This window comes from Glutamicibacter sp. TV12E (genome assembly GCF_052441935.1).
Taxonomy (GTDB): Bacteria; Actinomycetota; Actinomycetes; order Actinomycetales; family Micrococcaceae; genus Glutamicibacter.
This window is the reverse complement of the sequence record NZ_JBQVVF010000001.1, coordinates 2,953,824-2,979,409: the sequence shown is the minus strand read 5'-3', so window position 1 is coordinate 2,979,409 and position 25,586 is coordinate 2,953,824. Positions and strand designations below refer to the sequence as shown.

General features: G+C 61.1%; 19 protein-coding genes. 7 read left to right on the top strand and 12 right to left on the bottom strand.

Annotated elements, in window-relative coordinates:
• Positions 1-37: 37 nt before the first annotated feature.
• From ACT7DV_RS14215 to ACT7DV_RS14185, 7 genes are all read left to right on the top strand, one after another.
• Positions 38-2,476: a glycogen/starch/alpha-glucan phosphorylase gene (locus ACT7DV_RS14215; protein WP_444663516.1), complete on the top strand. Its 2,439-nt coding sequence runs from the start codon at positions 38-40 to the stop codon at positions 2,474-2,476.
• Between the two features lie 110 nt (positions 2,477-2,586).
• On the top strand, positions 2,587-4,779 hold the full coding sequence (gene glgB, locus ACT7DV_RS14210) for a 1,4-alpha-glucan branching protein GlgB (protein WP_444663514.1): 2,193 nt from the start codon (positions 2,587-2,589) through the stop codon (positions 4,777-4,779).
• Positions 4,776-6,125: a glucose-1-phosphate adenylyltransferase gene (glgC, locus tag ACT7DV_RS14205; RefSeq protein ID WP_444663512.1), complete on the top strand. Its 1,350-nt coding sequence runs from the start codon at positions 4,776-4,778 to the stop codon at positions 6,123-6,125. The genes glgB and glgC overlap by 4 nt, the downstream gene beginning before the upstream one ends.
• Positions 6,118-7,563 (top strand): glycogen synthase GlgA, encoded by a 1,446-nt coding sequence (gene glgA, locus ACT7DV_RS14200; protein WP_444663510.1) that lies wholly within the window; start codon positions 6,118-6,120, stop codon positions 7,561-7,563. Before glgC ends, glgA begins: the two co-directional genes overlap by 8 nt.
• Positions 7,563-9,659, top strand: a complete 2,097-nt coding sequence (glgX, locus tag ACT7DV_RS14195) for a glycogen debranching protein GlgX (RefSeq protein WP_444663508.1) — start codon at positions 7,563-7,565, stop codon at positions 9,657-9,659. Before glgA ends, glgX begins: the two co-directional genes overlap by 1 nt.
• Positions 9,660-9,963: 304 nt before the next feature.
• Positions 9,964-11,331, top strand: coding sequence for a TrkH family potassium uptake protein (locus ACT7DV_RS14190; RefSeq protein ID WP_444663506.1), 1,368 nt, complete (start codon positions 9,964-9,966; stop codon positions 11,329-11,331).
• Positions 11,324-12,019 (top strand): potassium channel family protein, encoded by a 696-nt coding sequence (locus ACT7DV_RS14185; protein ID WP_444663504.1) that lies wholly within the window; start codon positions 11,324-11,326, stop codon positions 12,017-12,019. The genes ACT7DV_RS14190 and ACT7DV_RS14185 overlap by 8 nt, the downstream gene beginning before the upstream one ends.
• Positions 12,020-12,093: 74 nt before the next feature.
• Here ACT7DV_RS14185 and secG read toward each other — a convergent pair whose 3' ends face one another.
• The 12 genes from secG to uvrA form a co-directional block, all read right to left on the bottom strand.
• On the bottom strand, positions 12,094-12,345 hold the full coding sequence (gene secG, locus ACT7DV_RS14180; RefSeq protein ID WP_013349244.1) for a preprotein translocase subunit SecG: 252 nt from the start codon (positions 12,343-12,345) through the stop codon (positions 12,094-12,096).
• Positions 12,346-12,367: 22 nt separating this feature from the next.
• Positions 12,368-13,183, bottom strand: coding sequence for a triose-phosphate isomerase (gene tpiA / locus ACT7DV_RS14175; RefSeq protein ID WP_444663502.1), 816 nt, complete (start codon positions 13,181-13,183; stop codon positions 12,368-12,370).
• 3 nt (positions 13,184-13,186) lie between these two features.
• The gene (locus ACT7DV_RS14170) at positions 13,187-14,416 is read right to left on the bottom strand and encodes a phosphoglycerate kinase (RefSeq protein WP_444663500.1); all 1,230 of its coding nucleotides are present in this window, start codon (positions 14,414-14,416) and stop codon (positions 13,187-13,189) included.
• A gap of 16 nt (positions 14,417-14,432) precedes the next feature.
• Positions 14,433-15,440 carry a type I glyceraldehyde-3-phosphate dehydrogenase gene (gene gap, locus ACT7DV_RS14165; protein WP_444663498.1) on the bottom strand — a complete coding sequence of 336 codons (1,008 nt, stop codon included), beginning with the start codon at positions 15,438-15,440 and terminating at the stop codon, positions 14,433-14,435.
• Positions 15,441-15,623: 183 nt separating this feature from the next.
• The gene (locus ACT7DV_RS14160) at positions 15,624-16,253 is read right to left on the bottom strand and encodes a superoxide dismutase (RefSeq protein ID WP_060701848.1); all 630 of its coding nucleotides are present in this window, start codon (positions 16,251-16,253) and stop codon (positions 15,624-15,626) included.
• A 61-nt stretch (positions 16,254-16,314) separates the two neighbouring features.
• Positions 16,315-17,295 carry a DNA-binding protein WhiA gene (whiA, locus tag ACT7DV_RS14155; RefSeq protein ID WP_444663496.1) on the bottom strand — a complete coding sequence of 327 codons (981 nt, stop codon included), beginning with the start codon at positions 17,293-17,295 and terminating at the stop codon, positions 16,315-16,317.
• A 27-nt stretch (positions 17,296-17,322) separates the two neighbouring features.
• Positions 17,323-18,345 (bottom strand): gluconeogenesis factor YvcK family protein, encoded by a 1,023-nt coding sequence (locus ACT7DV_RS14150; protein WP_444663494.1) that lies wholly within the window; start codon positions 18,343-18,345, stop codon positions 17,323-17,325.
• A 5-nt stretch (positions 18,346-18,350) separates the two neighbouring features.
• A complete protein-coding gene (gene rapZ / locus ACT7DV_RS14145; RefSeq protein WP_060701851.1) occupies positions 18,351-19,244 on the bottom strand; it encodes an RNase adapter RapZ in 894 nt (297 codons plus the stop codon).
• Between the two features lie 9 nt (positions 19,245-19,253).
• Complete coding sequence (gene uvrC / locus ACT7DV_RS14140; RefSeq protein ID WP_444663492.1) at positions 19,254-21,200, bottom strand: excinuclease ABC subunit UvrC; 1,947 nt, start codon at positions 21,198-21,200, stop codon at positions 19,254-19,256.
• Between the two features lie 3 nt (positions 21,201-21,203).
• A complete protein-coding gene (locus tag ACT7DV_RS14135; protein WP_444663491.1) occupies positions 21,204-21,875 on the bottom strand; it encodes a lysophospholipid acyltransferase family protein in 672 nt (223 codons plus the stop codon).
• On the bottom strand, positions 21,876-22,580 hold the full coding sequence (locus ACT7DV_RS14130; protein WP_444663489.1) for an HAD hydrolase-like protein: 705 nt from the start codon (positions 22,578-22,580) through the stop codon (positions 21,876-21,878). It abuts the gene before it with no gap.
• Positions 22,581-22,667: 87 nt separating this feature from the next.
• Positions 22,668-25,538, bottom strand: coding sequence for an excinuclease ABC subunit UvrA (uvrA, locus tag ACT7DV_RS14125; RefSeq protein WP_444663487.1), 2,871 nt, complete (start codon positions 25,536-25,538; stop codon positions 22,668-22,670).
• Between the last annotated feature and the right edge of the window lie 48 nt (positions 25,539-25,586).

Below are 25,586 nucleotides of genomic sequence, written 5' to 3'. Positions count from 1 at the left end.
GAAATCCATATCCGTCCGAAGACCAGGAGAGCAGCACATGTCGCACCCCATCGACGCCTTCGAACTCCGCGATGCTGCAGCCGCACAGACTGCGCCAACGCCTGTACAGTTTCGCCAAGCCCTGCTGCGCCATCTGCAGTACACGGTCGGCAAGAGCCCGCAAAAAGCTTCGCTCTTCGACTGGCGGATCGCCTTGTCCCACGCGGTGCGCGACCACGCGGTCGACCCGTGGTTCAACGCCACCCGGCGCACCTGGGACGAAGACCGCAAACGGGTCTACTACCTGTCGATGGAATTCCTGATCGGCCGGCTACTGGAGGACCAAGCCATCAATTTGGGACTGCGCGAGGTCGTGGTGCAAGTGCTGGGCGAATTCGGCTTGAGCTTTGCCGAAGTGGCCGAGGGCGAGCCTGACGCAGCCTTGGGCAATGGCGGTTTGGGCCGCTTGGCCGCCTGCTATCTGGAATCCATGGCCACCATGGGATGCCCGGCCTACGGGTACGGCCTGCGCTACGAGCATGGGCTGTTCCGCCAGCACTTCGAAAATGGGCGGCAGATCGAAACCCCGGAAAACTGGCTGGCCACGGACAACCCCTGGGATTTCACCCGCCCCGAGGTCGCCTACCCGGTGGGCTTCGGCGGCGCGCTGACCGAGCACAACGGCGCATGGATCTGGTCGCCGGGCTCCCAGGTGCTCGCTTCTGCCCATGACACTCCAGTTGTCGGCTACGGCGGGAAATGGGCCAACACTTTGCGGCTTTGGGCGGCCATGCCCAGCGCCGACCTGTTCGATCTGAACCGCTTCAATGCCGGGGACTTCGCCGCGGCCTCCGAGCCGGAGGCGCTGGCGCGCAGCCTGAGCCGGGTGCTCTACCCGAATGACACCACCGACGGCGGCAAGGAGCTGCGGCTCTCCCAGGAATACTTCCTGACCTCTGCTTCCGTGCAGGACATCCTGCGCCGCTACCTCGCGGCCCATCAGGATCTGCTCAAGCTGCCCGAGTTTGTTGCCATCCAGATGAACGACACCCACCCGGCCATCGCCGGCCCCGAACTGATCCGCCTGCTGGTCGACGAGCACGGCGTCAACTTCGACACGGCAGTGCAGACCGTGACCGGAGTGCTGGGCTACACCAACCACACCCTGCTGCCCGAGGCCCTGGAACGCTGGAGCGTGGGCTTGATGCGCAAGGTCCTCCCGCGCCACCTGCAGATCATCGAAACCCTGGACACCCAGTTCATCGAATTGCAGGGCTCTGTCCCCAACCCGGTGCGCCTGGTCAGCAACGACCAGGTCAGCATGGGCGATCTGGCCTTCGCCACCAGCCACAAGGTCAACGGGGTCTCGGCCCTGCATACCGAGCTGGTCAGCAAGGACTTGTTCCCGGTGCACAACGAGCTCCATCCGGGGCGCATCGTGAACATCACCAACGGCATCACCCCGCGCCGCTGGCTCAAGCAGGCCAACCCGTCGCTGGCCTCGCTGATCACCGGCACCATAGGCGCAGGCTGGGAAACCGACCTGGAGCGGCTTCGCGAATTGGAGCCTCATGCCGATGATCCGGCCTTCCGCGATGCCTTCGGACGCAGCAAGCGCCAGGCCAAGGAGCATTTCACCGGCTGGCTTGCCCAGGAGCACGGAATCGAGCTGCCTGCCGACGCGCTATTCGACGCCCAGGTGAAGCGGCTGCACGAATACAAGCGCCAGCTGCTCAATATCCTGTGGACCATTGCGCACTGGCAGCGGATCAAGCGCGACCCGCAGGCCGGCTGGGCTCCGCGCGTCAAGATCTTCGGCGGCAAAGCCGCCCCGAGCTACCATATGGCCAAGCTGATCATCCAGCTGATCAACGACGTCGCCGAGCTGGTCAATAACGACCCGGAGACCAGCCATTTGCTGCGCGTGGTCTACCCGCCGAACTACGGCGTTTCCATGGCGGAGAAGCTGATCCCCGCAGCGGATCTCTCCGAGCAGATTTCCACGGCCGGAATGGAGGCTTCGGGCACCGGCAACATGAAGTTTGCGCTCAACGGCGCGCTGACCATCGGCACCCTGGACGGGGCCAATGTCGAAATCCGCGAGCACGTCGGAGCGGAGAACTTCTTCCTCTTCGGGCTCACGACCGAACAGGTCGCCGAGCGCCGTGCCCAGCCCGGTCACGCACGCACCGCGCTGGAAGCCAGCCAAACCCTGCGCGATGTGCTCCAAGCCATTGCGGAGGGCGTATTCAGCCCCGATGACCGCCATCGCTACGATGGATTGCTTGATGCGATGTGGAACAGCGACTGGTTCCTGGTGGCCTCGGACTTCGAGGACTACGACCGTGCGCAAAGCGAAGTGGCCGCCTGCTACGGCGACCCTGCACGCTGGCAGCGGATGGCCATCCTCAACATCGCCCGCATGGGATATTTCAGCTCCGATCGCTCAATTCGCGAGTATATGTCGCAAATTTGGAACGTGGAATCCGCTCTTTAGCCCGGCACATTCGGTCACGGCAAGTCATACAGCTTTGACCTGCGTCATCTTGAGGTCAGGGTGCCCCGGTTGTGCTTGGATGAGAGCATTCGAAACAGCAAGGAGTCCCAGTGACAGACGAGGACAAGACGCTTTCGGTGCTCGACGCCCAGCAGGTACGCCTGTTGGCCCAGGGGCGGCACCCGGATCCCTTCGCTGCGCTCGGCCCCACCGACGACGGCAAAAATGTGGTCGTGCGCCTTCCGGGAGCCGAGCAGCTATGGCTGTTCAACGCCACCGATGAAATCCAGGTTCTTGCAGATGCAACCGACCCGGCGCTGTTCACCGGTCCGGCCTTGCCGTATTACCGGTTGCGCATCCGCTGGGCTTCGGGGCAGCTGGAAGAACGCGACGACCCCTACCGCTTTGGCCCAGTCATGGGCCAGCTCGATGAGCATCTCATCGGCGAGGGCGAGCACCAGAGCTTGTGGAACGCGCTCGGCGCTCACCTGGTTACCCACGAAAAGGTAACCGGCGTCCACTTTGCGCTCTGGGCACCCAACGCCCAAAGGGTCTCGGTAGTAGGCGATTTCAACGCCTGGAACGGCACCGCGCACCCGATGCGGTCGCGCGGCGCCACCGGCGTCTGGGAGCTCTTCCTTCCCGGGCTGGATGAAGGCGTGGTCTACAAGTACGAAATCCTCGGCCCAGAAGGCACGCTGATGCCGCTGAAGGCGGACCCCGTCGGCTTCGGCTCCGAGCACCCGCCAGCCACCGGTTCGGTGGTGCGGCATCTGGGCGCCCACCAGTGGCAGGACCAGCAGTGGGTGAAGCGGCGCGCGGAAATCAACTCCGTCGACGCCCCGATCAGCATCTACGAGGTGCATCTGGGTTCCTGGCGCCGCAGCGGCAGCGACAACGAATCGCTGAGCTACCTGCAGCTGGCTTCGCAGCTCGTGGACTACGCCGCGGATCTGGGTTTCACCCATATCGAGGTCATGCCGGTCAGCGAACACCCCTTTGACGGGTCCTGGGGCTACCAGCCCATAGGGCTCTTCGCTCCGACCATCCGCTACGGTACCCCGCAGGACTTCGCCGCTTTTGTCGACGCCGCGCACGCCCGCGGGCTCGGGGTGATCGCCGACTGGGTGCCCGGGCACTTCCCCACCGACCAGCACGGCCTAGGCCGTTTTGACGGCACCGCCCTCTACGAGCACCTCGATCCGCGCGAGGGGTTCCATCCGGACTGGAACACGCTGATCTACAACTACGGACGGCCCGAGGTGCGCAACTTCCTGGTGGCCAACGCGCTGTACTGGCTCGGGGAATACCACCTCGACGGGTTGCGCGTGGACGCGGTCGCCTCGATGATCAACCGCGACTACTCGCGTGCCGAGGGCCAGTGGATCGCCAACAAGGACGGCGGCAACGAGAACTACGAGGCGCTCGACTTCCTCAAGCAGACCAACATGGCCAGCTACGGGCAGCATCCGGGCATCGCCATGATTGCAGAAGACTCCACCGCCTATCCCGGGGTCACCCGCCCGGTGGATGCCGGGGGCCTGGGCTTTGGCTACAAGTGGAACCTGGGCTGGATGAATGATTCGCTGGAGTACTTCGGCAAGGATCCGGTCTACCGCAAGCACCACCATAACCAGCTGACCTTTGGCATCACCTACGCCTTCAGCGAGAATTTCCTGCTGCCGATCAGCCATGACGAGGTGGTGCATGGCAAGGGGTCGATGTACTCGCGGATGCCCGGAAGCCATGCCGACAAGCTCGGCAACCTCAAGGCCTTCTATGGCTACATGTGGGGCTACCCCGGCAAGAAGCTGCTGTTCATGGGCCAAGAATTCGGGCAGCACAGCGAATGGAACTACCAGGGCGAACTCGACTGGGGCGTGCTCGATGATCCCGGCCATGCGGGGGTGCTCGCACTGGTGCGCGACCTGAACCGGCTCTACCGCGAACAGCCCGCCCTGCACCGGCGCGACACCCAATCCGAAGGATTCCAGTGGCTGCTCGTCGACGACGTGGAGCACCAGGTCTTCGCCTGGCTGCGCCGCGGCGAGCCTGGCGACCCCCATGTGGTCATCGTCCTGAACCTGACCCCGGTTGAACGCACCGGATTCCGCATCGGGTTCCCGGTGGCTGGACGCTGGGTCGAGGCCTTGAACACCGATTCCGAGTGCTATCACGGGTCCAATCGCGGCCACGGCGGAGCCATCGAAACCGAAGCTGTCCCCGCTGGCGGCGAGGCACAGTCAGCACTACTTACGCTCCCACCTTTATCGGCAATCTATTTTGTGGAGGAACGCTCATGAATACTGCTCCCGATACCCGCCACCTGATCGGGGCGCCGCCGCGCCTCTCCAGCCAGGCGATGGCCTTTGTTCTGGCCGGCGGCCGAGGCAGCCGGCTCGAAGAGCTCACCGACCGCCGTGCAAAACCGGCGGTCCACTTCGGCGGCAAGTCGCGCATTATCGATTTCCCGCTCTCGAACGCCCTGAATTCAGGGGTTCGCAAGATGGCGGTGGCCACCCAGTACAAGGCGCACTCGCTGATCCGCCATATGCAGCGCGGCTGGGGCTTCTTCCGGGCCGAGCGCAACGAGTACCTCGACATTCTTCCTGCCAGCCAGCGCGTCCAGGAAAACAAGTGGTACCTGGGCACCGCGGATGCTGTCACGCAGAATATCGATATCGTCGACGACTACGACATCGAGTACGTGATCATCCTGGCCGGGGACCACGTCTACAAGATGGACTACGAGATCATGCTGCGCCAGCATGTGAACACGCAGGCTGATGTGACCATCGGCTGCCTGACCGTTCCCCGCGCCGAGGCCACCGGCTTTGGCGTCATGCACGTGAACGGGAACGGCCGAATCGTCGACTTCCTGGAAAAGCCGGCGGATCCTCCCGGGATGCCCGGCGATCCGGAGATGGCACTGGCCTCCATGGGCATCTACGTATTCAACTGGAAGTTCCTGCGCGAGTTGCTGCTGGACGATGCCGCAGACCCGAGCTCAAGCCACGACTTCGGCCACGATCTCATCCCCGCCATCGTGAAGAACGGCAGCGCCTACGCCCACAAGTTCACCGACTCCTGCGTGATGAGCGGGCTGGAGACCGAGCCGTACTGGCGCGATGTGGGCACCATCGATTCGTTCTGGCGGGCGAATCTTGACCTGACCGAGGTCGTCCCCTCGCTGGATCTGTACGACAACAGCTGGCCCATCTGGACCTACGCGGAGTTGACGCCTCCGGCAAAATTCATCCACGATGACGAGGCCCGGCGAGGGCATGCGATCGAATCGCTGATCTCGGGCAACTGCATCCTTTCCGGTGCCGAAGTCCACAAATCGCTGTTGTTCACCGGCAACCGGGCCCACTCCTTCTCGAAGCTGGACCAGGTCGTGTCGCTGCCGAACGTCGATGTGGGGCGCAATGCCGAGCTGGCCAAGTGCGTGATCGACAGCCGGGTGCGCATTCCCGAGGGCCTGATCGTCGGCCAGGACCCGGTCGAGGATTCGAAATGGTTCCGCCGCACGGATTCCGGCGTGGTGCTCATTACGCAGCCCATGCTCGACCGCCGGGCCGCAGTGCTCGACGGCCGCCTGGAATTGGGCGCCGATGCGCTGGAGGGAAAGTGGGAACCCAATGGCTAAACGACAGCTCCGCGTGCTGTCTGTCGCCTCGGAATGCGCTCCGCTGGTGAAAACCGGCGGCCTCGCCGATGTGGTTGGCGCCCTGCCGGCGGCACTGGAACCGCTGGGATGGCGCAGCCGCATCCTGATGCCTGCCTATCCGGGCCTGCTCGAGCGGGTGGGCCGCACCCGGCGGATTTGGCGCGAGGAGAACCTTTTCGGCGGCCCGGCCTCGGTCCGTTCCTGCCGCTACGAGGGGCTGGACCTCCTGCTGCTGGATGCCCCGCATCTCTACGACCGGCCCGGCGGACCATATATGGTCGATGGGCACGACCACCACGACAACCACGTGCGTTTTGCGGCGCTGTCCTGGGTGGGTGCCCGCCTGGCCATCGAAGGGACTTCCGACCGCTGGCGGCCGGATGTGGTGCATGCCCACGATTGGCAGGCCGGGCTGGTGCCCTCGTACCTGAAGTACGCCGGCGCCCAGACGCCCAGCCTGCTGACCATCCACAATATCGCCTTCCAGGGAATCTTCGGCCCTGACCAGCTGGATGCTTTGCACCTTCCGACATGGGATTTCCATCCGGACGCCTTGGAGTACCACGGGCTGGTCAGCACCCTGAAGGCGGGCCTCGTCCATGCCTCGAAGGTGAGTACCGTGAGCCCGAGCTATGCCCAGGAGCTGACCCGCGAGGAGTTTGGCTTCGGGCTCCAGGGGGTCGTGTCCATGCGCGGCGAACGCGGGGAACTGAGCGGGATCCTCAACGGCATCGACACCGAGGTCTGGAACCCTGCCACTGATCCGGCGATAGCCAATTATTCCGCGGCAGATCCTGGCGCCAAGGCCGCAAACCGGCAAGCGCTCATCGAGGAATTCGGCCTTGAAGAACCTGCCGGCCCGCTGGCGGTCGTGGTCACCAGGCTCACCCATCAAAAGGGCGTGGACCTGCTCCTGGAGAAGCTGCCGGCGTTCATCGAATCCGGTGGCGCTGTGGTGGTGCTCGGCTCCGGGGACCCCGGCTACGAGTACGCGCTGGGCGAGCTGGCGGCCCGCTATCCGCAATCCGTGGGCCTGCACATCGGCTACGACGAGCCAATGAGCCACCGGTTATATGCCGGCGCGGATTTGGTGCTGGTGCCCTCGCGGTTTGAGCCTTGCGGGCTGACCCAGCTGATCGGGCTGCGCTACGGCGCCATCCCCCTGGTGGCCGCCACAGGCGGTCTGCGCGACACCGTGGTGGACGCTACGCCGGAGCATCTGGCCGACGGATCCGCCACGGGCTTCACCTTCAGTGACATTGACGCGGGCGGCTTGGGATTTGCCCTCGGCCGTTCGGTGGACCTGTATGCGGATCGCGACGCGTGGGAGCGGCTGCGCGCCCAAGCGCTGCATACCCCGGTGGACTGGGGCACGTCGGCGGCCATCTATGCCCAGCTGTTCACGGAGCTCATCTGATGGCCGGAGCCCCGGCGGGGGCGACTTCCGCCGGCCGTCCCTGGCCGCTGGGTGTCACCGTGGATTCTGCCGGGGTGAACGTTGCCGTCTATGCTCCCGCGGCCAGCGCCCTGTACTTTTGCCTGTTCCCGGAAGGGGACCCGCAATCCGAACAGCGCCTTGCCATCCCCTATCGCCAGGACGGCATTTGGCACGCCCATTTTTCCGGCCTGGGCGCTGGGACTCGCTATGGGCTGCGCGCCGACGGCGAGTTCCGCCCCACCGATGGACTGCGCTTCAACGTCAACAAGCTGCTCATCGACCCCTACGCCCGGGCCTTGGACCGCCCGGTGCGCTATCACGAGCTGATGAAAGGCACCCAGCGCGCAGACAACGAGGACCCCGGCTCCCAGCCGGACCTGCGCGACAGTGCAGCGGTGGTGCCCAAGGGCATCGTTGCCGGACCGCCGGCAGGGCCGGACCCAGCGAGCAACCGACCCGGACACGACCTGCCTGATCTGGTGATCTACGAAACCCATCTGAAAGGGATCTCGGCGGCGCATCCCGGGGTTCCGGTCCAGCTGCGCGGAACCTATGCCGGCATGGGCCATCAGGCGGTGATCGAGCACCTCCGCCGCCTGGGGGTCACGGCCGTTGAGCTTCTGCCGGTGCAGGCCTTCTTCGACGACGAGCATATTGTGGAGAAGGATCTGCACAACTACTGGGGATATCAGCCGGTGGCCTGGTTCGCCCCGGAACCGCGCTACGCCCAGCACGATGCCGTGGCCGAGCTTCGCCAACTGGTTCATGCCCTCCATGAAGCCGGCATCGAGGTCATTCTCGACGTGGTCTACAACCATAGCGGCGAAGGCGGGGCCGATGGTCCTACCCTGAACCTGCGCGGCCTTGATAACACCGGGTATTACCGCCTACTCGAGGACAAAGGCCACTATGCCAACGACAGCGGCACGGGCAATACCCTGGCAGTCCATTCCCCCATGGTGCTGCGCATGGTGCTGGACAGCCTTCGCTATTGGGCGCAGACTTTCGGCGTCGACGGCTTCCGCTTTGATTTGGCCACAGCGGTCGCCCGCGGCCGGCAGGGCTTCGACGCGCAAGGCGCCTTCCTGCAGGCCATCGCCCAGGATCCGGTGCTCGCCACGCTCAAGCTGATCGCCGAACCCTGGGATCTGGGCCCGGGCGGCTACCAGCTGGGGAATTTCCCTGCCCCTTTTGCCCAGTGGAACGACCAGTTCCGTGACGGGGTGCGCCGGGCCTGGCGCGGCGATGTGCTGGGACAAGCCAATTTCGGTGCGTTGCTGCTTGGATCCGCGAACCTCTTCGAGAACTCCGGGCGCAGCACCGCGGCAGGTATCAACTTCATCAGCGCCCATGACGGGTTCACGCTGCACGACACGGTCACCTACTCGCGCAAGCACAATGAGGCCAATGGCGAGGACAACCGGGACGGCCACGATGAAAACCACTCCGATAATTTCGGGGTGGAAGGCCCCGCCAACGACCCAGCCATCGCTGAGGCCCGCGGCCTGCGCGTCCGCGGCATGCTCGCCACGCTGCTCCTTGCCCAGGGCGTCCCCATGCTTTTGGCCGGCGATGAACTGGGCAACAGCCAGCGCGGCAACAACAACGCCTATGCCCAGGACAATGAATTGGGCTGGCTCGACTGGTCGGCCCCGGATCGGGAGCTGATGGACTATGTGCGTCGGCTCGTTGATGTGCGCCGCCGCCTCCCGCTGCTGCGCCAGCGCGGCTTCCTGCATGGGCAGGTGCGCGCCGACGGTCTGCCCGATGTGGCTTGGTTGTGCCCGGATGGATCCACACCTGATGCCGAGCACTGGCAGAATCCGGGCTTTCGTTCGCTGGCCCTCCAGCTGCGCGGCGGCGCCCGCGACCCGCGCGGTGAAGCCCACGACGGAAGCGTCCTGATCATTTTCAACCTCGGCGGGGACTGCGAATTCCAATTGCCCGGCACTGGCGGCGCAGCCCCCTGGCAGCTCGAATTTGATAGCGCCGCGCCCGGACAGCCAGCAGGCACCGTATCAGAACGATATGCCGCCAAGGCCCAATCTGTTGTGGTGCTCAGCTGCGGCGGGTAGCGCACAGGATTAGAACTGGATCCGAGTGGGGCATCCCCCTGGCGCAACTCCCCCGGTCATTCCCGCCTGGTCCGGATACGCGTTGCTCAAGACGTGCCCAGATCCATGAAGCTGCTTGCCATGCCACCCCGCCCCAGCTTGCGGAAGCTGGGCAGTTGCGCCGCCTGCGTCCGCAAAAACGCGAGATCGAACACAAAATGTGCGGGACATCACCATTGACTGGTCTTTGCGTGGGCGTAGTATTTCAATTCGCACTACGCATCCCGCACTTTCGCGAGACGCTGCTTCTATCATTGCGACGTAAATGCCCTTCACCAAACTTCGGCCCCTGGCTCCGCTGGGCCACAACGCCTCGGCCAAGCCTGCGCGCTTGGTCGCATTCATGTTTGCTGCCGCAATTCTCCTCGGCGGCCTGCTGCTTTCCTCGCCGCTGTCCAACGCCAACGGCGAGTTCACCCCGCTGATCGACGGCATCTTCACCACCACCTCGGCAGTCTGCGTGACCGGCCTGACCGTGCTTGACACCGCTACCGACTTCACGCCCTTCGGCCAGATCGTCATTCTGCTGCTGATTCAGGTCGGCGGGCTCGGCTTGATGCTGATTGCCTCCTTGCTCAGCATGCTGGTCATGGGGCGCATCGGGTACCTGACCAGGCTCTCAACCCAGCGTGAAAGCAATGCGGTCAGCGGCTCAGACGTCCGTTCCGCCGCCATGGTCATCATCAAGGTATCCCTGATCATCGAGTCGATTGTGGCCCTGCTCCTCGGGGTGAGGTTCTGGGCCGGATACGGCTATGACCCGCTCAAGGCCTTATGGCACGGCGCCTTCCATGCGGTCTCCTCGTTCAACAACGCCGGTTTCGCGCTGTATTCGAATAACCTGATGGATTTTGTTGCGGACCCCTGGCTGTGCCTGCCGATCAGCCTGGCCATTATCCTCGGCGGGCTGGGATTCCCGGTGCTCGTCCAGCTCAGGCGCCATTGGAACAACTCCTTGAAGTGGAGCATGAATACCAGACTGGTGCTGCTGATGACGGTCCTGTTGCTGGTCCTGGGCACCGTGTTCATCACGGCCATGGAATGGAACAACCAGGACACCCTCGGACGGCTCGACCCGCAGGAGCGGATCCTGGCTGGCTTCTTCCAATCCGTGCAGACCCGTACGGCCGGATTCAACTCCATCGACATCGGTGCCATGCACCCTGCCTCATGGCTGGGGATGGATGTCCTGATGTTCATCGGAGGCGGTCCGGCCGGCACCGCCGGCGGCATCAAGATCACCACCGCGGCCGTTCTGCTGTTCATCATCATCACCGAGTTGCGCGGCGAGACGGCCGTGAATGTGCTGGGCAAGAGGCTGTCTCGTTCGGTGCACCGCCAGGCAATCACCGTGGCCCTGATGGGCGTGGCAGCGGTGTTCACCGGAACCATGGGGCTGCTGCTGCTCACCGGGTACACGCTGGATCGCTGCCTCTTCGAGGCCACCTCCGCTTTCGCCACAGTGGGACTGTCCACCGGAATCACCCCAGACCTGCCCGATGCCGCCAAGGGGATTCTTATCGCCCTGATGTACCTGGGCCGCGTCGGCGTGCTATTGCTCGGGTCGGCCCTGGCCCTGCGCGACCGCAAGGCCCTATTCGAACTACCTAAGGAAAGGCCAGCCATTGGCTAAGCTACTGAATTTTCGCAATGACACCAGAGGACTGGCCAACGCCGATTCCGTTGCGGTGATCGGCTTGGGCCGCTTCGGCGAGTCCCTGGCCTTGGAACTGATGAAATCCGGCACGAACGTGCTGGGCATCGATACGCTGGAACAGAATGTCCAGGCCCTGAACGGGGAGCTGACCCAAGTGGTGCGTGCCGACGCATCCAATCGCGAAACACTGGAACAGCTGTCCATCCAGGAATTTGACTGCGTAGTGGTAGCCGTGGGCAGCCACCTGCAATCATCCATCCTGTGCTGCTCGCTATTGGTGAGCATGGGCATTCCGCAGATCTGGGCGAAGGCGCAGGATGACCGGCATGGGTTGATCCTGGAGCAGCTGGGCATCCACCACATCGTGTATCCGGAAAAGGACATGGGCAAGCGGGTGGCCCACCTGGTCCGCGGCTCGCTGATGGATTATTTGGAGGTTGATCCGGGGTATGCCATGGTGAAGATGACTGCGCCCGCGCAGCTGCACGGCGTCAAGCTCAGCGATGCCGGGGTGCGCAACAAGTTCCGGGTGACCATCGCGGCCACCACCAACGCCGCCGGGGAATGGGTCAATACCGATGGCAACACGGTGCTGCATACCGGGGACCGGATCCTGGTGCTCGGTTCTATTGCCGATACGGAGAAATTCGGCCGCCTGCCCTGATCCGGGATATGGCAATGGGCGCCTTCCACTTGATGTGGAAGGCGCCCATTGCCGTTGCTGCTGAAGACCGCGAATCAGCCTTCGGCGCTGAATCTCAGGACCAGGGCCAGGCCGATAATCACGGCGCCCCAGATAAGACCGAGAATAATGGTGATGCGATTCAGGTTGCGCTCGGCAACACCTGAAGAGCCCATTGAGCTGGTCATACCGCCGCCGAACATGTCCGACATACCGCCACCACGACCCTTATGAAGCAGGATCAGGAGGGTGAGCAAGACACTGGTAATGCCCAGCAATACCTGCAAAATGATCTTGATGATATCCAAGTCGACGGTTCCTTAGCTAGATTCAGTCGGTCACGAGGTGATGCTCGAACCTGACAATATTAGCAAACTCCTCGGCGTCGAGGCTGGCTCCGCCAACCAACACGCCGTCAACGTCACGCTCACGCATGATCGCTGCCGCGTTTGCTGCCTTAACACTACCGCCATAAAGCAGTTGGGTCTTCTCGGAAATTGCTTCGCCGAAGCGTTCAGCCAATGCACCGCGAATCGCCGAGCACATTTCCTGCGCGTCGGCCGGACCAGCAACTTCACCGGTACCGATGGCCCACACTGGCTCATAGGCGATGACCAGGTTTTCAGCCTGCTCAGCGCTCACGCCTTCCAGCGATTCAGCCAACTGGTTCAAGGTGAAAGCGACATGCTCGCCAGCCTTGCGAACCTCCAGGCCTTCGCCAACGCAAAGCATTGGAGTCAGCTCGTGTCGGTATGCGGCTGCCAGCTTGGCTGCAATCACATCGTTGGTTTCGTTGTGGTACTCGCGGCGTTCCGAGTGGCCGACCAGCACGTAGGAGCAACCCAGCTTGTTCAGGAACTGACCGGAGATTTCTCCGGTGTAGGCACCCGAATCATGTGCCGACAAATCCTGGGCGCCGTAAACGACCTCCAGCTTGTCGCCCAGGACCAGGGTCTGAACACCACGAATATCCGTGAATGGCGGGAATACTGCCACTTCAGCACGATCGTAGTTGTGCTCGTGGTCCTTGAGGGTCCAGGCCAGCTTCTGGACGAGGGTGATGCCCTGGACATGGTCCATGTTCATCTTCCAGTTGCCAGCGATCAGTGGCTGGCGCACGTAGGCGCCGTTCTGCGAAATGGTCATTTCCTAGCCTTCCAATGCGGCAACGCCCGGCAGGGTCTTGCCTTCGAGGTACTCCAATGAAGCGCCGCCACCGGTGGAGATATGACCGAAGTCCTCCTCCGAGAAGCCCAATGCGCGGACAGCCGCAGCGGAATCGCCACCGCCGACAACGCTGAATGCTTCTGAGTTTGCCAGTGCCTGCGCAACGGTGCGGGTACCTTCAGCGAACGCCGGGATCTCGAAGACGCCCATAGGGCCATTCCAGAACACGGTGTTGGCGCTGGTGATGTAGCTTGCAAACTGCTCGGCCGACTTTGGCCCGATGTCCAGGCCCAATCCGGTGGAGCCGAAGCTTGCCTCTTCGATCTTGTCAGCAGGCAGGATCTCGTGTGCCGCGTCGGCGCCGAACTTCTCGGCGACAACAACGTCAACGGGAACGATGATCTCGCAGCCCAGCTGCTCGGCGCGCTTGAGGTATTCCTGGCACACGGCAATCTGGTCTTCTTCGAGCAGCGAGCCGCCAATGGCGTAGCCCTGCGCCTTCAGGAAGGTGAATGCCATGCCGCCACCGATCAGCAGCTGATCGGCCTTGCCCAGCAGGTTGTCGATCACCGCAAGCTTGTCCGATACCTTCGAACCGCCAAGCACCACCACGTAGGGGCGCTTTGGAGCTTCGGTCAGGGTCTTGAGGACCTTGACCTCGGTAGCCACCAAGTCGCCCTGGTAGCTGGGAAGCAGGCTGGCAATGTCGTAAACGGATGCATGCTTGCGGTGCACAGCGCCAAAGGCGTCGTTCACATAAGCGCCGTTCTCGCCGGTCAGAGCTGCAAGCTCCTTGGCGAACTCTTCACGCTCTGCGTCGACCTTGGAGGTCTCGCGAGCGTCAAAGCGGACGTTTTCAAGGACAAGAACGGAGCCTTCTGCAAGTTCTGCCGCGGCCTTGCGAGCGGATTCGCCCACAACATCCTCGGCGACCGTTACGTCGAAGTCAGCCAGTTCGTTCAAGCGCTGTGCTGCAGGTGCGATCGAGTACTTCGCATCAACCTGCCCCTTGGGGCGGCCCAGGTGCGCCATCACGATGACCTTGGCACCTGCTTCAACCAGCTTGGTGATGACCGGCAAAGATGCGCGCACGCGGCCGTCATCGGTCACAGTTGCACCGTCGAGCGGCACGTTCAGGTCGCTTCGGACCAGAACGTGCCGTCCGCGGACACCGTTGTCAGCGATCAATTCGTCAATAGTGTGAGAAGACATATCTCTAGGTTATCGACTAGAGGCTTGATCCCACGAATCCAACGAGGTCAACAAGTCGCGAGGAGTAGCCCCACTCGTTGTCGTACCACGAAACAACCTTCACGCTGTTGCCTATGACGGTGGTCAGGCCGGAGTCGAAGATCGACGAGTTCGGGTTGGTGACGATGTCCGAGGAAACCAGTGGATCGGTCGAGTACTCCAGAACGTCCTTCAATGGACCCTCGGAAGCGGCCTTCTCGAATGCAGCGTTGATTTCCTCAGCGGTTGCGGTGCGAGCCAGGTTGACGGTCAGGTCGGTTGCCGAACCGGTTGGAACTGGAACGCGCATGGCGTAGCCGTGCAGCTTGCCCTTGAGCTCTGGCAGTACAACGCCGATTGCCTTGGCGGCACCGGTCGAGGTAGGGATCAGGTTCAGTGCGGCTGCACGAGCACGACGTGGGTCGCTGTGCGGTGCATCCTGCAGGCGCTGGTCGGCGGTGTATGCGTGGATGGTGGTCATCAGGCCGTCAACAATGCCGAATTCGTCGTTCAGCACCTTGGCCAGTGGGGCCAAGCAGTTGGTGGTGCACGAAGCGTTCGAGATGATGTTGTGGTTTGCAGGATCGTACTTGTCCTGGTTCACGCCCATCACGATGGTGATGTCTTCATCGGTGGCTGGAGCCGAGATGATGACCTTCTTTGCACCGGCGGCGATGTGCTTCTTGGCATCTGCTGCCTTGGTGAAGAAGCCGGTCGACTCGATGACTACGTCGACGTTCAATTCCCCCCATGGGAGGTTTGCTGGATCGCGCTCGGAAAGGACCTTGATGCGGCGCTCTCCGACGACGATGGTGTCGCCTTCTACGGAAACTGCCTCGCCGACTGGGCCGAGTACAGAGTCAAACTTCACAAGGTGAGCAAGCGAATCGATTGAACCAAGGTCGTTGACGGCGACAATCTCGATGTCTGCCTTATGGGCCAATACTGCACGCAGGAAGTTGCGTCCGATACGACCGAAACCATTGATTCCAACACGGGTTGTCACGTGACTATCTCCTCTAAACGGGATGATTGCGCCACGTCCGCACGTAGACGGAAGTGGCCTTCTTTGTGAGGACACTCCGTTGTGCCGTGCTTTGCGGATCCCAGTGGATCACTGGGATCCGCAACACACTTGAAACATTCTACGCTATTTTGGCGCTGAATGTGAGCTAACTTACCAGGTTAATTATTTACCTGGAACGATCAGCGATGCTGCACCGTTGCGGGCAGCTTCAAAGCGAGCCTGGACGTCTGCCCAGTTCACGATGTTCCAGAAGGCCTTGACGTAGTCAGCCTTCACGTTCACGTAATCCAGGTAGAAAGCGTGCTCCCACATATCCAGCATCAACAGCGGGGTGGTTGCCACTGGGATGTTGCCCTGCTGATCGTATAGCTGCTCGATAACCAGCTGGCCGCCGAGTGCGTCGTACGCCAGGACAGCCCAGCCCGAGCCCTGCAGGCTCATGGCTGCTGCGGTGAAGTGGCCGCGGAAGGCATCGAAGGAACCGAAGAAGTCGTCGATGGCTGCAGCCAGCTCGCCCTCTGGCTTGTCGCCGCCCTCTGGGGACAGGTTGTTCCAGAAGATCGAGTGGTTGGTGTGGCCACCGAGGTGGAATGCCAGGTCCTTGGACAGCTTTGGAATGTTGCCGAACTCGCCCTTTTCGCGAGCGTCAGCCAACTGCTCCAGCGCCGAGTTTGCACCTGCAACGTAGGCTGCGTGGTGCTTGGAGTGGTGCAATTCCATGATGCGAGCCGAGATGCTTGGCTCAAGTGCGGCGTAGTCGTACTGCAGTTCTGGCAGTGAATAAACAGCCATGATTCTCCTCAATCTTCTCAATTGGTTGAATCTCCGCGGGAGGTCTCCCACGGGGACATTTTTAGTGTTCCAGTTCGTCTAATGGAACGCTGGACTCCGTACCTGGTATTCCCAGATCACTGGCTTTTTTGTCCGCCATGGCCAAGAGGCGGCGGATTCGGCCAGCAATGGCGTCCTTGGTCATCGGAGGTTCGGCCATGCGGCCAAGCTCATCCAACGAGGCCTGCTTGTGCTCCAGGCGCAGCAGCCCGGCATAACGCAAATGCTCGGGAACCTCATCACCCAGAATGGCAAGCGCACGCTCAACGCGGGCGCCGGCAGCCACCGCTGCCTGCGCGCTGCGGCGCAAGTTGGCATCATCAAAGTTCGCCAACCGGTTGGCCGTAGCGCGTACCTCTTTTCGCATGCGGCGTTCTTCCCAGACCATCAAAGCATCGTGGGCACCCATGCGGGTCAATAGTTGCGCGATTGCATCGCCGTCGCGAATGACTACGCGGTCAACACCGCGCACCTCGCGCGCCTTGACAGTCAGGCCCAATCGACGCGCCGCACCCACCAGAGCCAACGCGGCTTCTGGACCGGGGCAGGTAATTTCAAGCGCTGAGCTTCGGCCAGGCTCGGTCAATGAACCGTGAGACAAGAATGCGCCACGCCAGACGGCTTCGGCGTCAGCTGTTGAGCCATTGACAATGACCGAGGGCAGTCCGCGCACCGGCCGCCCGCGCTGGTCGAGAAGTCCCGTCTGCCGGGCTAGAACTTCACCGTCTTTTGCCACGCGGACAATGTATCGGCTGCCCTTGCGGATGCCAGAGCCGGAGACCATTACGATCTCTGCTTCGTGGCCATACAACTCGCCAATGGCAAGCTTCAGGCGGCGGGCCGTCGCAGCCAGATCCACCTCAGCTTCAATGACAATTCGCCCGGAGACAATATGCAGTCCCCCGCTGAAGCGGAGCATCGTCGAAACCTCGGCCTTGCGGACCGATGGCTTGCGAATCTCAACCCGCGACAGCTCGTCTTTGACGGAAGCCGTCAATGCCATGAATCAAACTCCCTTACTTGGATCTTCCTAAGATCCGATCGCGGTAAACACCTCATGATAGGCCGCCGCTAGTCGCAACGGGTCGTGCACTGCACGACCGTCAGATACTCCTACTGTACTAAAAAAGACCCGTGCGCCGAGTTTTTGCGCTGCCAGCTCAAATCTCTGGCGATTGTGAATCTTGGACCCATCGGCAATGATCGCGTCAAAAGTCACATCCGGTGCATACCGGCCGAGCACCTCCAAGTGAGCGGCCGCATCCATGCCGGTGGTTTCTTCCGTTTCCATCGACAGGTTCATGGTCAGCAGTTTCTTCGCTGTTGTCGATGCAATGGCCCGCCGCATGTCCGGCAAGAGCAAATGAGGCAGTACCGAGGTGTACCAAGAGCCCGGGCCAAGGATGACCCAATCGGCAAGCTCGATGGACTCCAAGGCTTCAGAACAGGCCGGCGCATCCGATGGTTCCAGATGAACATTCGTGACCAGTCCCCCGGAGCCAGCGCGCGCCAATTTTGCCTGGCCGTCGATCCGCCGGCGTACCAGCGAATCGCTTTCGTCGGACTCGAGCACTTCACCATGAATGGACAGCGGGACAGTGCTCATCGGCAGGACCTGGCCGCGAGCGCCAAGCAATGCGCCGGCCCACCGCAGGCCTGCCACGGGGTTGTCCAGCAACTCCCATAAGGCCAGGATCAGCAGGTTGCCCACGGCGTGCCCGTTCAGCGGCTCGTCCTGGTTCGCGTCGGATTCGAAACGATGTTGCATGACATCGCGCCATGTACGGCCCCAATCGTTGTCATCGCACAACGCGGCTAATGCCATGCGCAAATCCCCTGGGGGCAAGACGTCGAAGGACCCGCGCAAGCGGCCCGAGCTGCCGCCATCATCAGCTACCGTAACCACAGCGGTCAGATCGGTGGTCAACCTGCGCAGCGCGGACAACGAGGCATAGAGGCCATGTCCTCCACCGAGCGCCACCACTGACGGGTTGCGCTGGTCATCGCCCCGGGATAGGCCTTGTATCGAAATTGGACCTGTTGCAAAAGCCATGGCTGCTACTCGCGTCCCAAGTCGCGATGGCTGATGCTCACGCGAACATTCGGGAACTGCGCAAGGCGCCGTCCAAGTTCGATGGTTGTTGCCACTGAACGGTGCTTGCCACCGGTGCAGCCCACCGCGATGGTGGCGTAATGCTTGTTTTCCCGGCGGTAGCCTTCGAAGACAGGCTCCAAGGCCTTGAGATAGTTCTCAATGAAATCCCGGGTGCCTTCCTGGCTGAGCACGTACTCCGAAACTTCTTTGTCCTTGCCGGTCTGTGGACGCAGCTCGGGAACCCAGTGCGGGTTCGGGATGAATCGAACGTCAGCCACGTAATTGGCATCGGTCGGCAGGCCGTATTTGAAGCCGAAGCTCATGACGTTGATGCGAAGAATGATTGGGCCGGATTCGCTGAACAATTCGTTGATCGAGCGCGCCAGGTCGTGCACCGACATCGAGGAGGTGTCCAAGATGATCTCGGCGGCTTCGCGAAGCTGTTCGGTGATGCCGCGTTCGCGGGTAATCCCGTCAACGATGCGCCCGTCACCCTGCAGCGGATGCGGGCGACGCCCCTGCTCGAAGCGGCGGATCAATACGTCGTCGCTGGCGTTGAGGTAGACCAGCCTGAATTTCACGCCGCTGGAGGTCAGGTGTGCCAGGGCATCTCGGATCTCCGGGAACATTTCCTTCGAGCGAACGTCCATGACAACGGCCATCTTGGGAATGGAGCCCTGAGAACGGCTCATCATTTCGGTCAATGGTCCAAGCATGGCCGGTGGCAGGTTCTCCACCACATACCAGCCCTGGTCTTCCAGAGCATGGGCGACCGTGGTACGACCGGCACCTGACATGCCAGTTACGATCACTAGTTCAGACTCAGGCGGTTTTACAGCTTCATACTCAGCGCTCATATTCCAAGGCTAGTCGACAATTTCGCCTGTCGTCATATTCACGCTTGGACGTGAAGCATCCTCAAGGCTTTCTTTGATGACGGTGGCAAGCTTCTGACCGATGCCAGGAACTTGAGTCAGCTCGTCGACATTCGCAGCACGAATCTTTTTCATTGAGCCGAAGTGCTTGCGCAATGCCGCCTGCTTGGCTTTCCCGAGTCCGGGCACCGCGTCCAGCTCGGAGGAAATCATTGACTTCGCCCGCTTCTCGCGATGGAACGTGATGGCAAACCGGTGCGCCTCATCGCGAAGCCGCTGCACAAGGTACAGGGACGCCGAAGCACGTGGAAGGATGACCGGGAAGGGATCATCGGGAAGCCAGAGCTCTTCCAAGCGCTTGGCGAGTCCGACCACTGGAATGTCGTCAATTCCGAGATCATCCATGGCTTTTTGGGCCGCGGCGACCTGCGGCGGCCCGCCGTCCACGATGACCAATGAGGGCGGATATGAGAACTTCTTCTTTTCGACCTCGCCGATCGAGCCATCCTCGACGGCCCCGGTTACGAAGGCCGATGGATCGACTTTTTCTTTCAAGTACCGACTGAAGCGTCGATATATTACGTCGTACATGCTCGCGGTATCATCGCGTGCCGCATCGCCGGTGATGGAAAACTTCCGATACTCGCTCTTTTTTGGGAGCCCGTCTTCGAATACCACCATTGACGCCACAACGTTCGTGCCTTGCGTATGCGACGCGTCGTAGCATTCAATGCGCAGCAAGGCCTGTTCGGCGCCGAGTGCTTCTTGCAGTTCCTGCATGGCCAATGAACGGGTAGTGATGTCGCCAGCCCGCTTGGACTTGTGCAATCGCAAGGCCTGTTCGGCGTTTTCCTTCACGGTTCCGGCCAGCGCCGCCTTGTCGCCGCGTTGCGCTACGCGTAGCGAGACCTTGGAACCGCGCAGATCCGAGAGCCAGGTGGTCACATCGTTGATATCCTCGGGCAGTGTCGGAACCAGGATCTCGCGAGGGATCCGATCGGCGTGATCCGCATAGATCTGGGTCAGCAGCTGCTCGACGAATTCAGCATCGGAAGCGTCGGATACCTTTTCAACTACCCAGCCTCGTTGCGAGCGAATTCGGCCGTCCCGCACGTGGAAAACCTGCACCGCAGCTTCCAATTCGTCCCCATGGACCCCGAAGATATCGGCCTCAGTGCGATCGTCCAAGACAACGGCATTCCGTTCAAAAACGCGGTTCAGCGCGGAAATGTCGTCTCGATAGCGAGCGGCTTGTTCGTATTCGAGTTCGGCGACCGCTTCCTGCATTTTTACCGTGAGCGCCTTGGTGAACTTGGTTGCTTCACCACTCATGAAGGTGCACAGGTCGTCAGCCAGTTGACGGTGGTCTTCTTCGCTTATGCGCCCTACGCAGGGTGCCGAGCACTTGTCGATGTAGCCGAGCAAGCATGGGCGCCCGGACGCTTCGGCACGCTTGAAAACGCCGGGGGCGCAGCTGCGGACCGGGAATACGCGTAAAAGGGTGTCCAGGGTTTCTCGAATGGCTTTGGCCGGATAGAAAGGGCCAAAGTACTTGACGCCCTTGCGCTTGTCGCCTCGCATGACAAGAGCACGGGGGTACTTTTCATTCAAGGTCACCGCAAGATATGGGTACGTTTTGTCATCGCGGAAAACGATGTTGAATCTGGGGTTGTATTCCTTGATCCATACGAATTCCAGCTGCAGAGCTTCCAACTCGGATCCAACAACGGTCCACTCGACACTGCCCGCAGTGAAGACCATGGCTCGCGTTTTGGGCGTGAGGCGGTCGGGGTTAGCGAAGTACGACGTGAGTCGATTGCGCAAAACCTTGGCTTTGCCAACATAGATCACACGGCCATGTTCGTCGCGGAACCGGTACACGCCGGGCTTTGTTGGAATATCCGAGGTCTTCGGACGGTAACTTGCTGGATCAGCCATAGATTATTTCGCGTCTGGAGGTAACTGATTGTATGAGTCCACGCGCTGCTGCCCAGAAAGCTCAGCAATTGCATCAACGATGCGGTCGGTCGCCTGGCGACGTTGCGGCAACGGATGCTTTCGACCCAGCTGGTCAAAGTGCAGTGGTTCACCATAGTGGATATGAAATTTTGCGGGCCTGAAGCCCTTGGAGCCTGCTGGCTGCAGCTTTTCAGTCCCGATGAGGCCTACAGGGACTACAGGTACGCCAGTGGTCAATGCCAGCCAGCCTACGCCGGTGCGTCCACGGTAGAGCTTCCCGTCGCGGGAACGGGTTCCTTCGGGATAGATTCCGATTCCGCCGCCCTCCTCAATGATGCCGACCAAGGAATCCAGGGCAGCCACAGAAGCAGCCTGCTCGCCGCGCTGCACCGGAATTGATCCAACTGACTCGAAGAAGGTTTTCATGAGCTTGCCCTTGACACCTGGTGTGGTGAAGTACTCCGCCTTTGCGAAGAAGGCAACGTCGCGAGGGGTCAGGGCCTGGATAATCAAGGAGTCGAAGAAAGAGAGGTGATTGGAAGCCACAATGAATCCGCCCTCTTTGGGCACATTTTCGAGGCCGGTAACTTCGGCGCGGCATACGCCATTGATAACGCCGCGAATCGAAGCTCGGGTCATGGTGTAGATGCTCATCTATTTCGCACCTTCCTGCATGACGCTTGCTTCAATTTCGAAGGAATGGGCTATCTGCTCCCCCAGGATCGCCTTTGCTAATTCACTGACGTTTTCGACTTGAAGGTCGGCGCTGGCCAGTTCGTCGCCTTGCGCGAATCCCCAAGCCACACCGATGGAAGCAACAGAATTGTCACGCGCCGCATCCAGATCGTAATACCGATCCCCCACGACAACGCTGGAACTCGCCTCAAGATCCCCGTGGGACAAGGCCTCAGCAACGATATGTGTCTTGCTCGAACCAGTACTGCCGTGCTCGTCAGCGTTTCCATGGATCGCGTCGAGGTGCTCGGTCAGGCCTTTGCGTTCCAGAAGCAGGCGTGCGATGTTCACCGGTTTTGCGGTGGTCACAGCGACGTAGATGTTCTCGTGGCGCAGCGCTTCAAGAAGTGAGACGATCCCTGGATAAACCAGTGAATCGTCCATGCCCACCGCTTCGTACCGGGCACGGTACGTCGCGATGATGGAGTCGATATTTTCGTCGGTCACCCCGTCAAGGGTGCGCAGCCCAACTTGCAGTGGCGGACCCACCAGCGCCTCAACACGTGCCTCGCCTGGATCCGGGAGACTGTGGGCCACGAGGGCATGACGAATACCCGAGGTAATAGCACCTGCGGGGTCAACGAGGGTCCCGTCAAGATCAAAGAGCACACTTGTTACCGACATATTCACTTAGCCATCTTCCCATGAAGCGGGCGCGGGTCAGGAATCCATGACCGAAATGGCATATTTCCCCGATCCGCGACGATGCTTCTACAGGATTTCGGCCAAGAATCTCCCGGTGTGCGATTCGCCGACCTTGGCGACCTTTTCAGGTGTTCCAGTCGCCAGAATGGTGCCACCGCCGGAACCGCCTTCGGGACCAAGATCAATGACCCAGTCGGCCGACTTGATCACGTCGAGGTTGTGCTCAATCGTCAAGACGGTGTTGCCCTTGTCCACCAGGCCTTGCAAGACCTTCAGAAGCTTGCGGATGTCCTCAAAATGAAGACCTGTCGTCGGCTCATCCAGGACGTAGATGGAACGGCCGTTCGAGCGCTTCTGCAATTCAGCGGCAAGTTTAACGCGCTGGGCTTCGCCACCGGATAGCGTCGTCGCCGGCTGGCCCAAGCGGACATAGCCCAATCCAACATCGACCAAAGTCCGCAGGTGGCGTGCGATCGGCGTGAAGGCGCTGAAGAATTCAGCTCCCTCGGCAATTGGCATGTTCAAGACATCTGCGATGTTCTTGCCCTTGTAAAGCACCTGCAAAGTTTCGCGGTTGTAGCGTGCGCCATGGCAAACCTCGCACGGCACGTAGACATCAGGCAGGAAGTTCATCTCGATCTTGAGCGTTCCATCGCCAGAGCATGCCTCGCAACGTCCCCCCTTGACATTGAACGAGAATCGACCCGGCTGGTAGCCGCGCAACTTGGCTTCGTTGGTCTCCGCAAAGAGCTTGCGAATGTGGTCGAAAACTCCCGTGTACGTAGCAGGATTGGACCGCGGCGTGCGGCCAATGGGCGACTGGTCCACATGTACGACTTTGTCCAGGTGCTCAAGGCCGAGCACCCGGGTATGCCGTCCCGGTACTTGCTTGGCCCCGTTGAGCTTGTTGGCTAGCACCTTGTACAGGATGTCGTTGACCAAAGTGGATTTGCCCGAACCTGACACGCCAGTCACTGCGGTAAGCAAGCCCAGCGGGAATTCCACGGAAACATCCCGCAGGTTGTTTTCGCTGGCGCCGACTACCTTGAGCTTGCGGTCCTTATCAACCTTGCGGCGCTTCGCTGGGACATCAATCTTCTTGCGCCCCGAGAGGTAGTCTCCGGTCAGCGACTTGGTGTTGGCCTTCAATCCTTCGACCGACCCCGAGTGCACTACTTCGCCGCCGTGCTCACCGGCGCCTGGCCCAATATCCACGATCCAGTCAGCTTCGGCGATGGTGTCTTCGTCGTGTTCAACAACGATGAGCGTATTGCCCAACGAGCGCAGATGCAGCAAGGTGTCGATCAAGCGGCGGTTGTCGCGCTGATGCAACCCGATAGATGGCTCGTCTAGGACGTAGAGGACACCTACCAGACCGGACCCGATCTGAGTTGCCAGGCGAATGCGCTGGGCTTCTCCACCGGACAGGGTGCCGGCAGCGCGCTCCAGGGTGAGGTATTCCAGGCCCACATCCAAGAGGAACTTCATGCGGGCGTCAATTTCCTTCAGCACCTGGGCTGCGATCTTCGCCTCACGGGACGAGAGCTCAATGGTCGACAGGAAGTTGGCAGCGCTGCGCAAATCCATCGCCGACACTTCAGCGATGGAACGCCCGCCGATCAGGACCGACAGCGACGCAGGGTTCAGGCGCGCTCCGCCGCACGTGGGGCAAGGAATCTGGCGCATGTACTGTTCATATCGATCACGGGCATGATCGGACTCTGTTTCTTCATGCTTGCGGTGAACGTAGGAGATGACCCCTTCGAAACCGGTGGAGTACTTGCGCTCACGACCAAAGCGGTTCTTGTACTGGACCACAACCTTGTGGTCTTTGCCGTTAAGGATCGCTTCGCGGGCCTTGGCAGGCAGGTCCTTCCACTGGGTCTCCATGGTGAATCCGAGTTCGTGGCCCAGGCCTTCGATCAGGCGATTCCAGTATTCAGTGGTTGCCTTGCCCAACGACCATGGGGCGATTGCTCCGTCTGCAAGAGCCACTTCTGGATCGGGCACGATCAGGTGCTCGTCAACTTCCAGCTTGGTGCCGATACCCGAGCATGCCGAGCACGCGCCGAAAGGATTGTTGAAAGAGAATGTGCGTGGCTCAATTTCATCGATGGCCAGTGGATGCTCATTAGGGCAAGCCAGGTTTTCCGAGAATGCCCGAACTCGTTTCGGGTCATCTTCGGCAAGGTCGACAAAGTCGGCCAGCACGCGGCCGTCGGCGATCCCCAGCGCAGTTTCAATCGAATCGGTCAGGCGCTGGCGTGCATCTTCCTTGATGGCCAAGCGGTCAACGACTACCTCAATGGTGTGCTTCACCTGCTTGGCCAATTTCGGCGGATCATTCAACTGAATGGTGGTGCCATCAACGCGGGCACGCGAGAAACCCTTCGATGACAGCTCGGCGAAGAGGTCGACGAACTCGCCCTTTCGTGCACGAACCACGGGGGCGAGAATCTGGAAGCGAGTCTTTTCGGGCAGCTCCATGAGCTGGTCCACGATTTGCTGTGGAGTCTGCTTGGAGATCGGCTCATGGCAAATGGGGCAATGCGGGCGTCCGACACGAGCCCACAACAGACGCATGTAGTCGTAGACCTCGGTGATCGTGCCTACTGTCGACCGGGGATTCCGGCTGGTGGACTTTTGGTCAATCGACACCGCCGGAGACAAACCCTCAATGAAGTCAACGTCTGGCTTGTCTACCTGCCCGAGGAACATGCGGGCGTACGCAGAAAGCGACTCAACGTAACGACGCTGGCCTTCAGCGAAAATCGTGTCGAATGCCAGGGAGGACTTGCCGGATCCGGAAAGTCCGGTGAAGACGATCATCGCGTCGCGGGGCAGATCGATGTCCACATTTTTCAGGTTGTGCTCACGCGCTCCCTTAACGACCAGGCGAGTGAGATCTGTTTTCTTGCTCTCTGCAGTAATAGCCACGAAGCCATACTAATCGAAAACTGCTTCGAATAAGTGTACGAATGGACC

Bases quoted from the DNA above. Each gene is read 5' to 3' on its own strand.
- ACT7DV_RS14170 (WP_444663500.1), bottom strand. From the start codon at position 14,416: ATGTCTTCTCACACTATTGACGAATTGATCGCTGACAACGGTGTCCGC.
- ACT7DV_RS14215 (WP_444663516.1), top strand. From the start codon at position 38: ATGTCGCACCCCATCGACGCCTTCGAACTCCGCGATGCTGCAGCCGCA.
- ACT7DV_RS14160 (WP_060701848.1), bottom strand. From the start codon at position 16,253: ATGGCTGTTTATTCACTGCCAGAACTGCAGTACGACTACGCCGCACTT.
- tpiA (WP_444663502.1), bottom strand. From the start codon at position 13,183: ATGACCATTTCGCAGAACGGCGCCTACGTGCGCCAGCCACTGATCGCT.
- whiA (WP_444663496.1), bottom strand. From the start codon at position 17,295: ATGGCATTGACGGCTTCCGTCAAAGACGAGCTGTCGCGGGTTGAGATT.
- rapZ (WP_060701851.1), bottom strand. From the start codon at position 19,244: ATGAGCGCTGAGTATGAAGCTGTAAAACCGCCTGAGTCTGAACTAGTG.
- ACT7DV_RS14150 (WP_444663494.1), bottom strand. From the start codon at position 18,345: ATGGCTTTTGCAACAGGTCCAATTTCGATACAAGGCCTATCCCGGGGC.
- glgX (WP_444663508.1), top strand. From the start codon at position 7,563: ATGGCCGGAGCCCCGGCGGGGGCGACTTCCGCCGGCCGTCCCTGGCCG.
- uvrC (WP_444663492.1), bottom strand. From the start codon at position 21,200: ATGGCTGATCCAGCAAGTTACCGTCCGAAGACCTCGGATATTCCAACA.
- ACT7DV_RS14130 (WP_444663489.1), bottom strand. From the start codon at position 22,580: ATGTCGGTAACAAGTGTGCTCTTTGATCTTGACGGGACCCTCGTTGAC.
- ACT7DV_RS14190 (WP_444663506.1), top strand. From the start codon at position 9,964: ATGCCCTTCACCAAACTTCGGCCCCTGGCTCCGCTGGGCCACAACGCC.
- glgA (WP_444663510.1), top strand. From the start codon at position 6,118: ATGGCTAAACGACAGCTCCGCGTGCTGTCTGTCGCCTCGGAATGCGCT.
- ACT7DV_RS14135 (WP_444663491.1), bottom strand. From the start codon at position 21,875: ATGAGCATCTACACCATGACCCGAGCTTCGATTCGCGGCGTTATCAAT.
- glgC (WP_444663512.1), top strand. From the start codon at position 4,776: ATGAATACTGCTCCCGATACCCGCCACCTGATCGGGGCGCCGCCGCGC.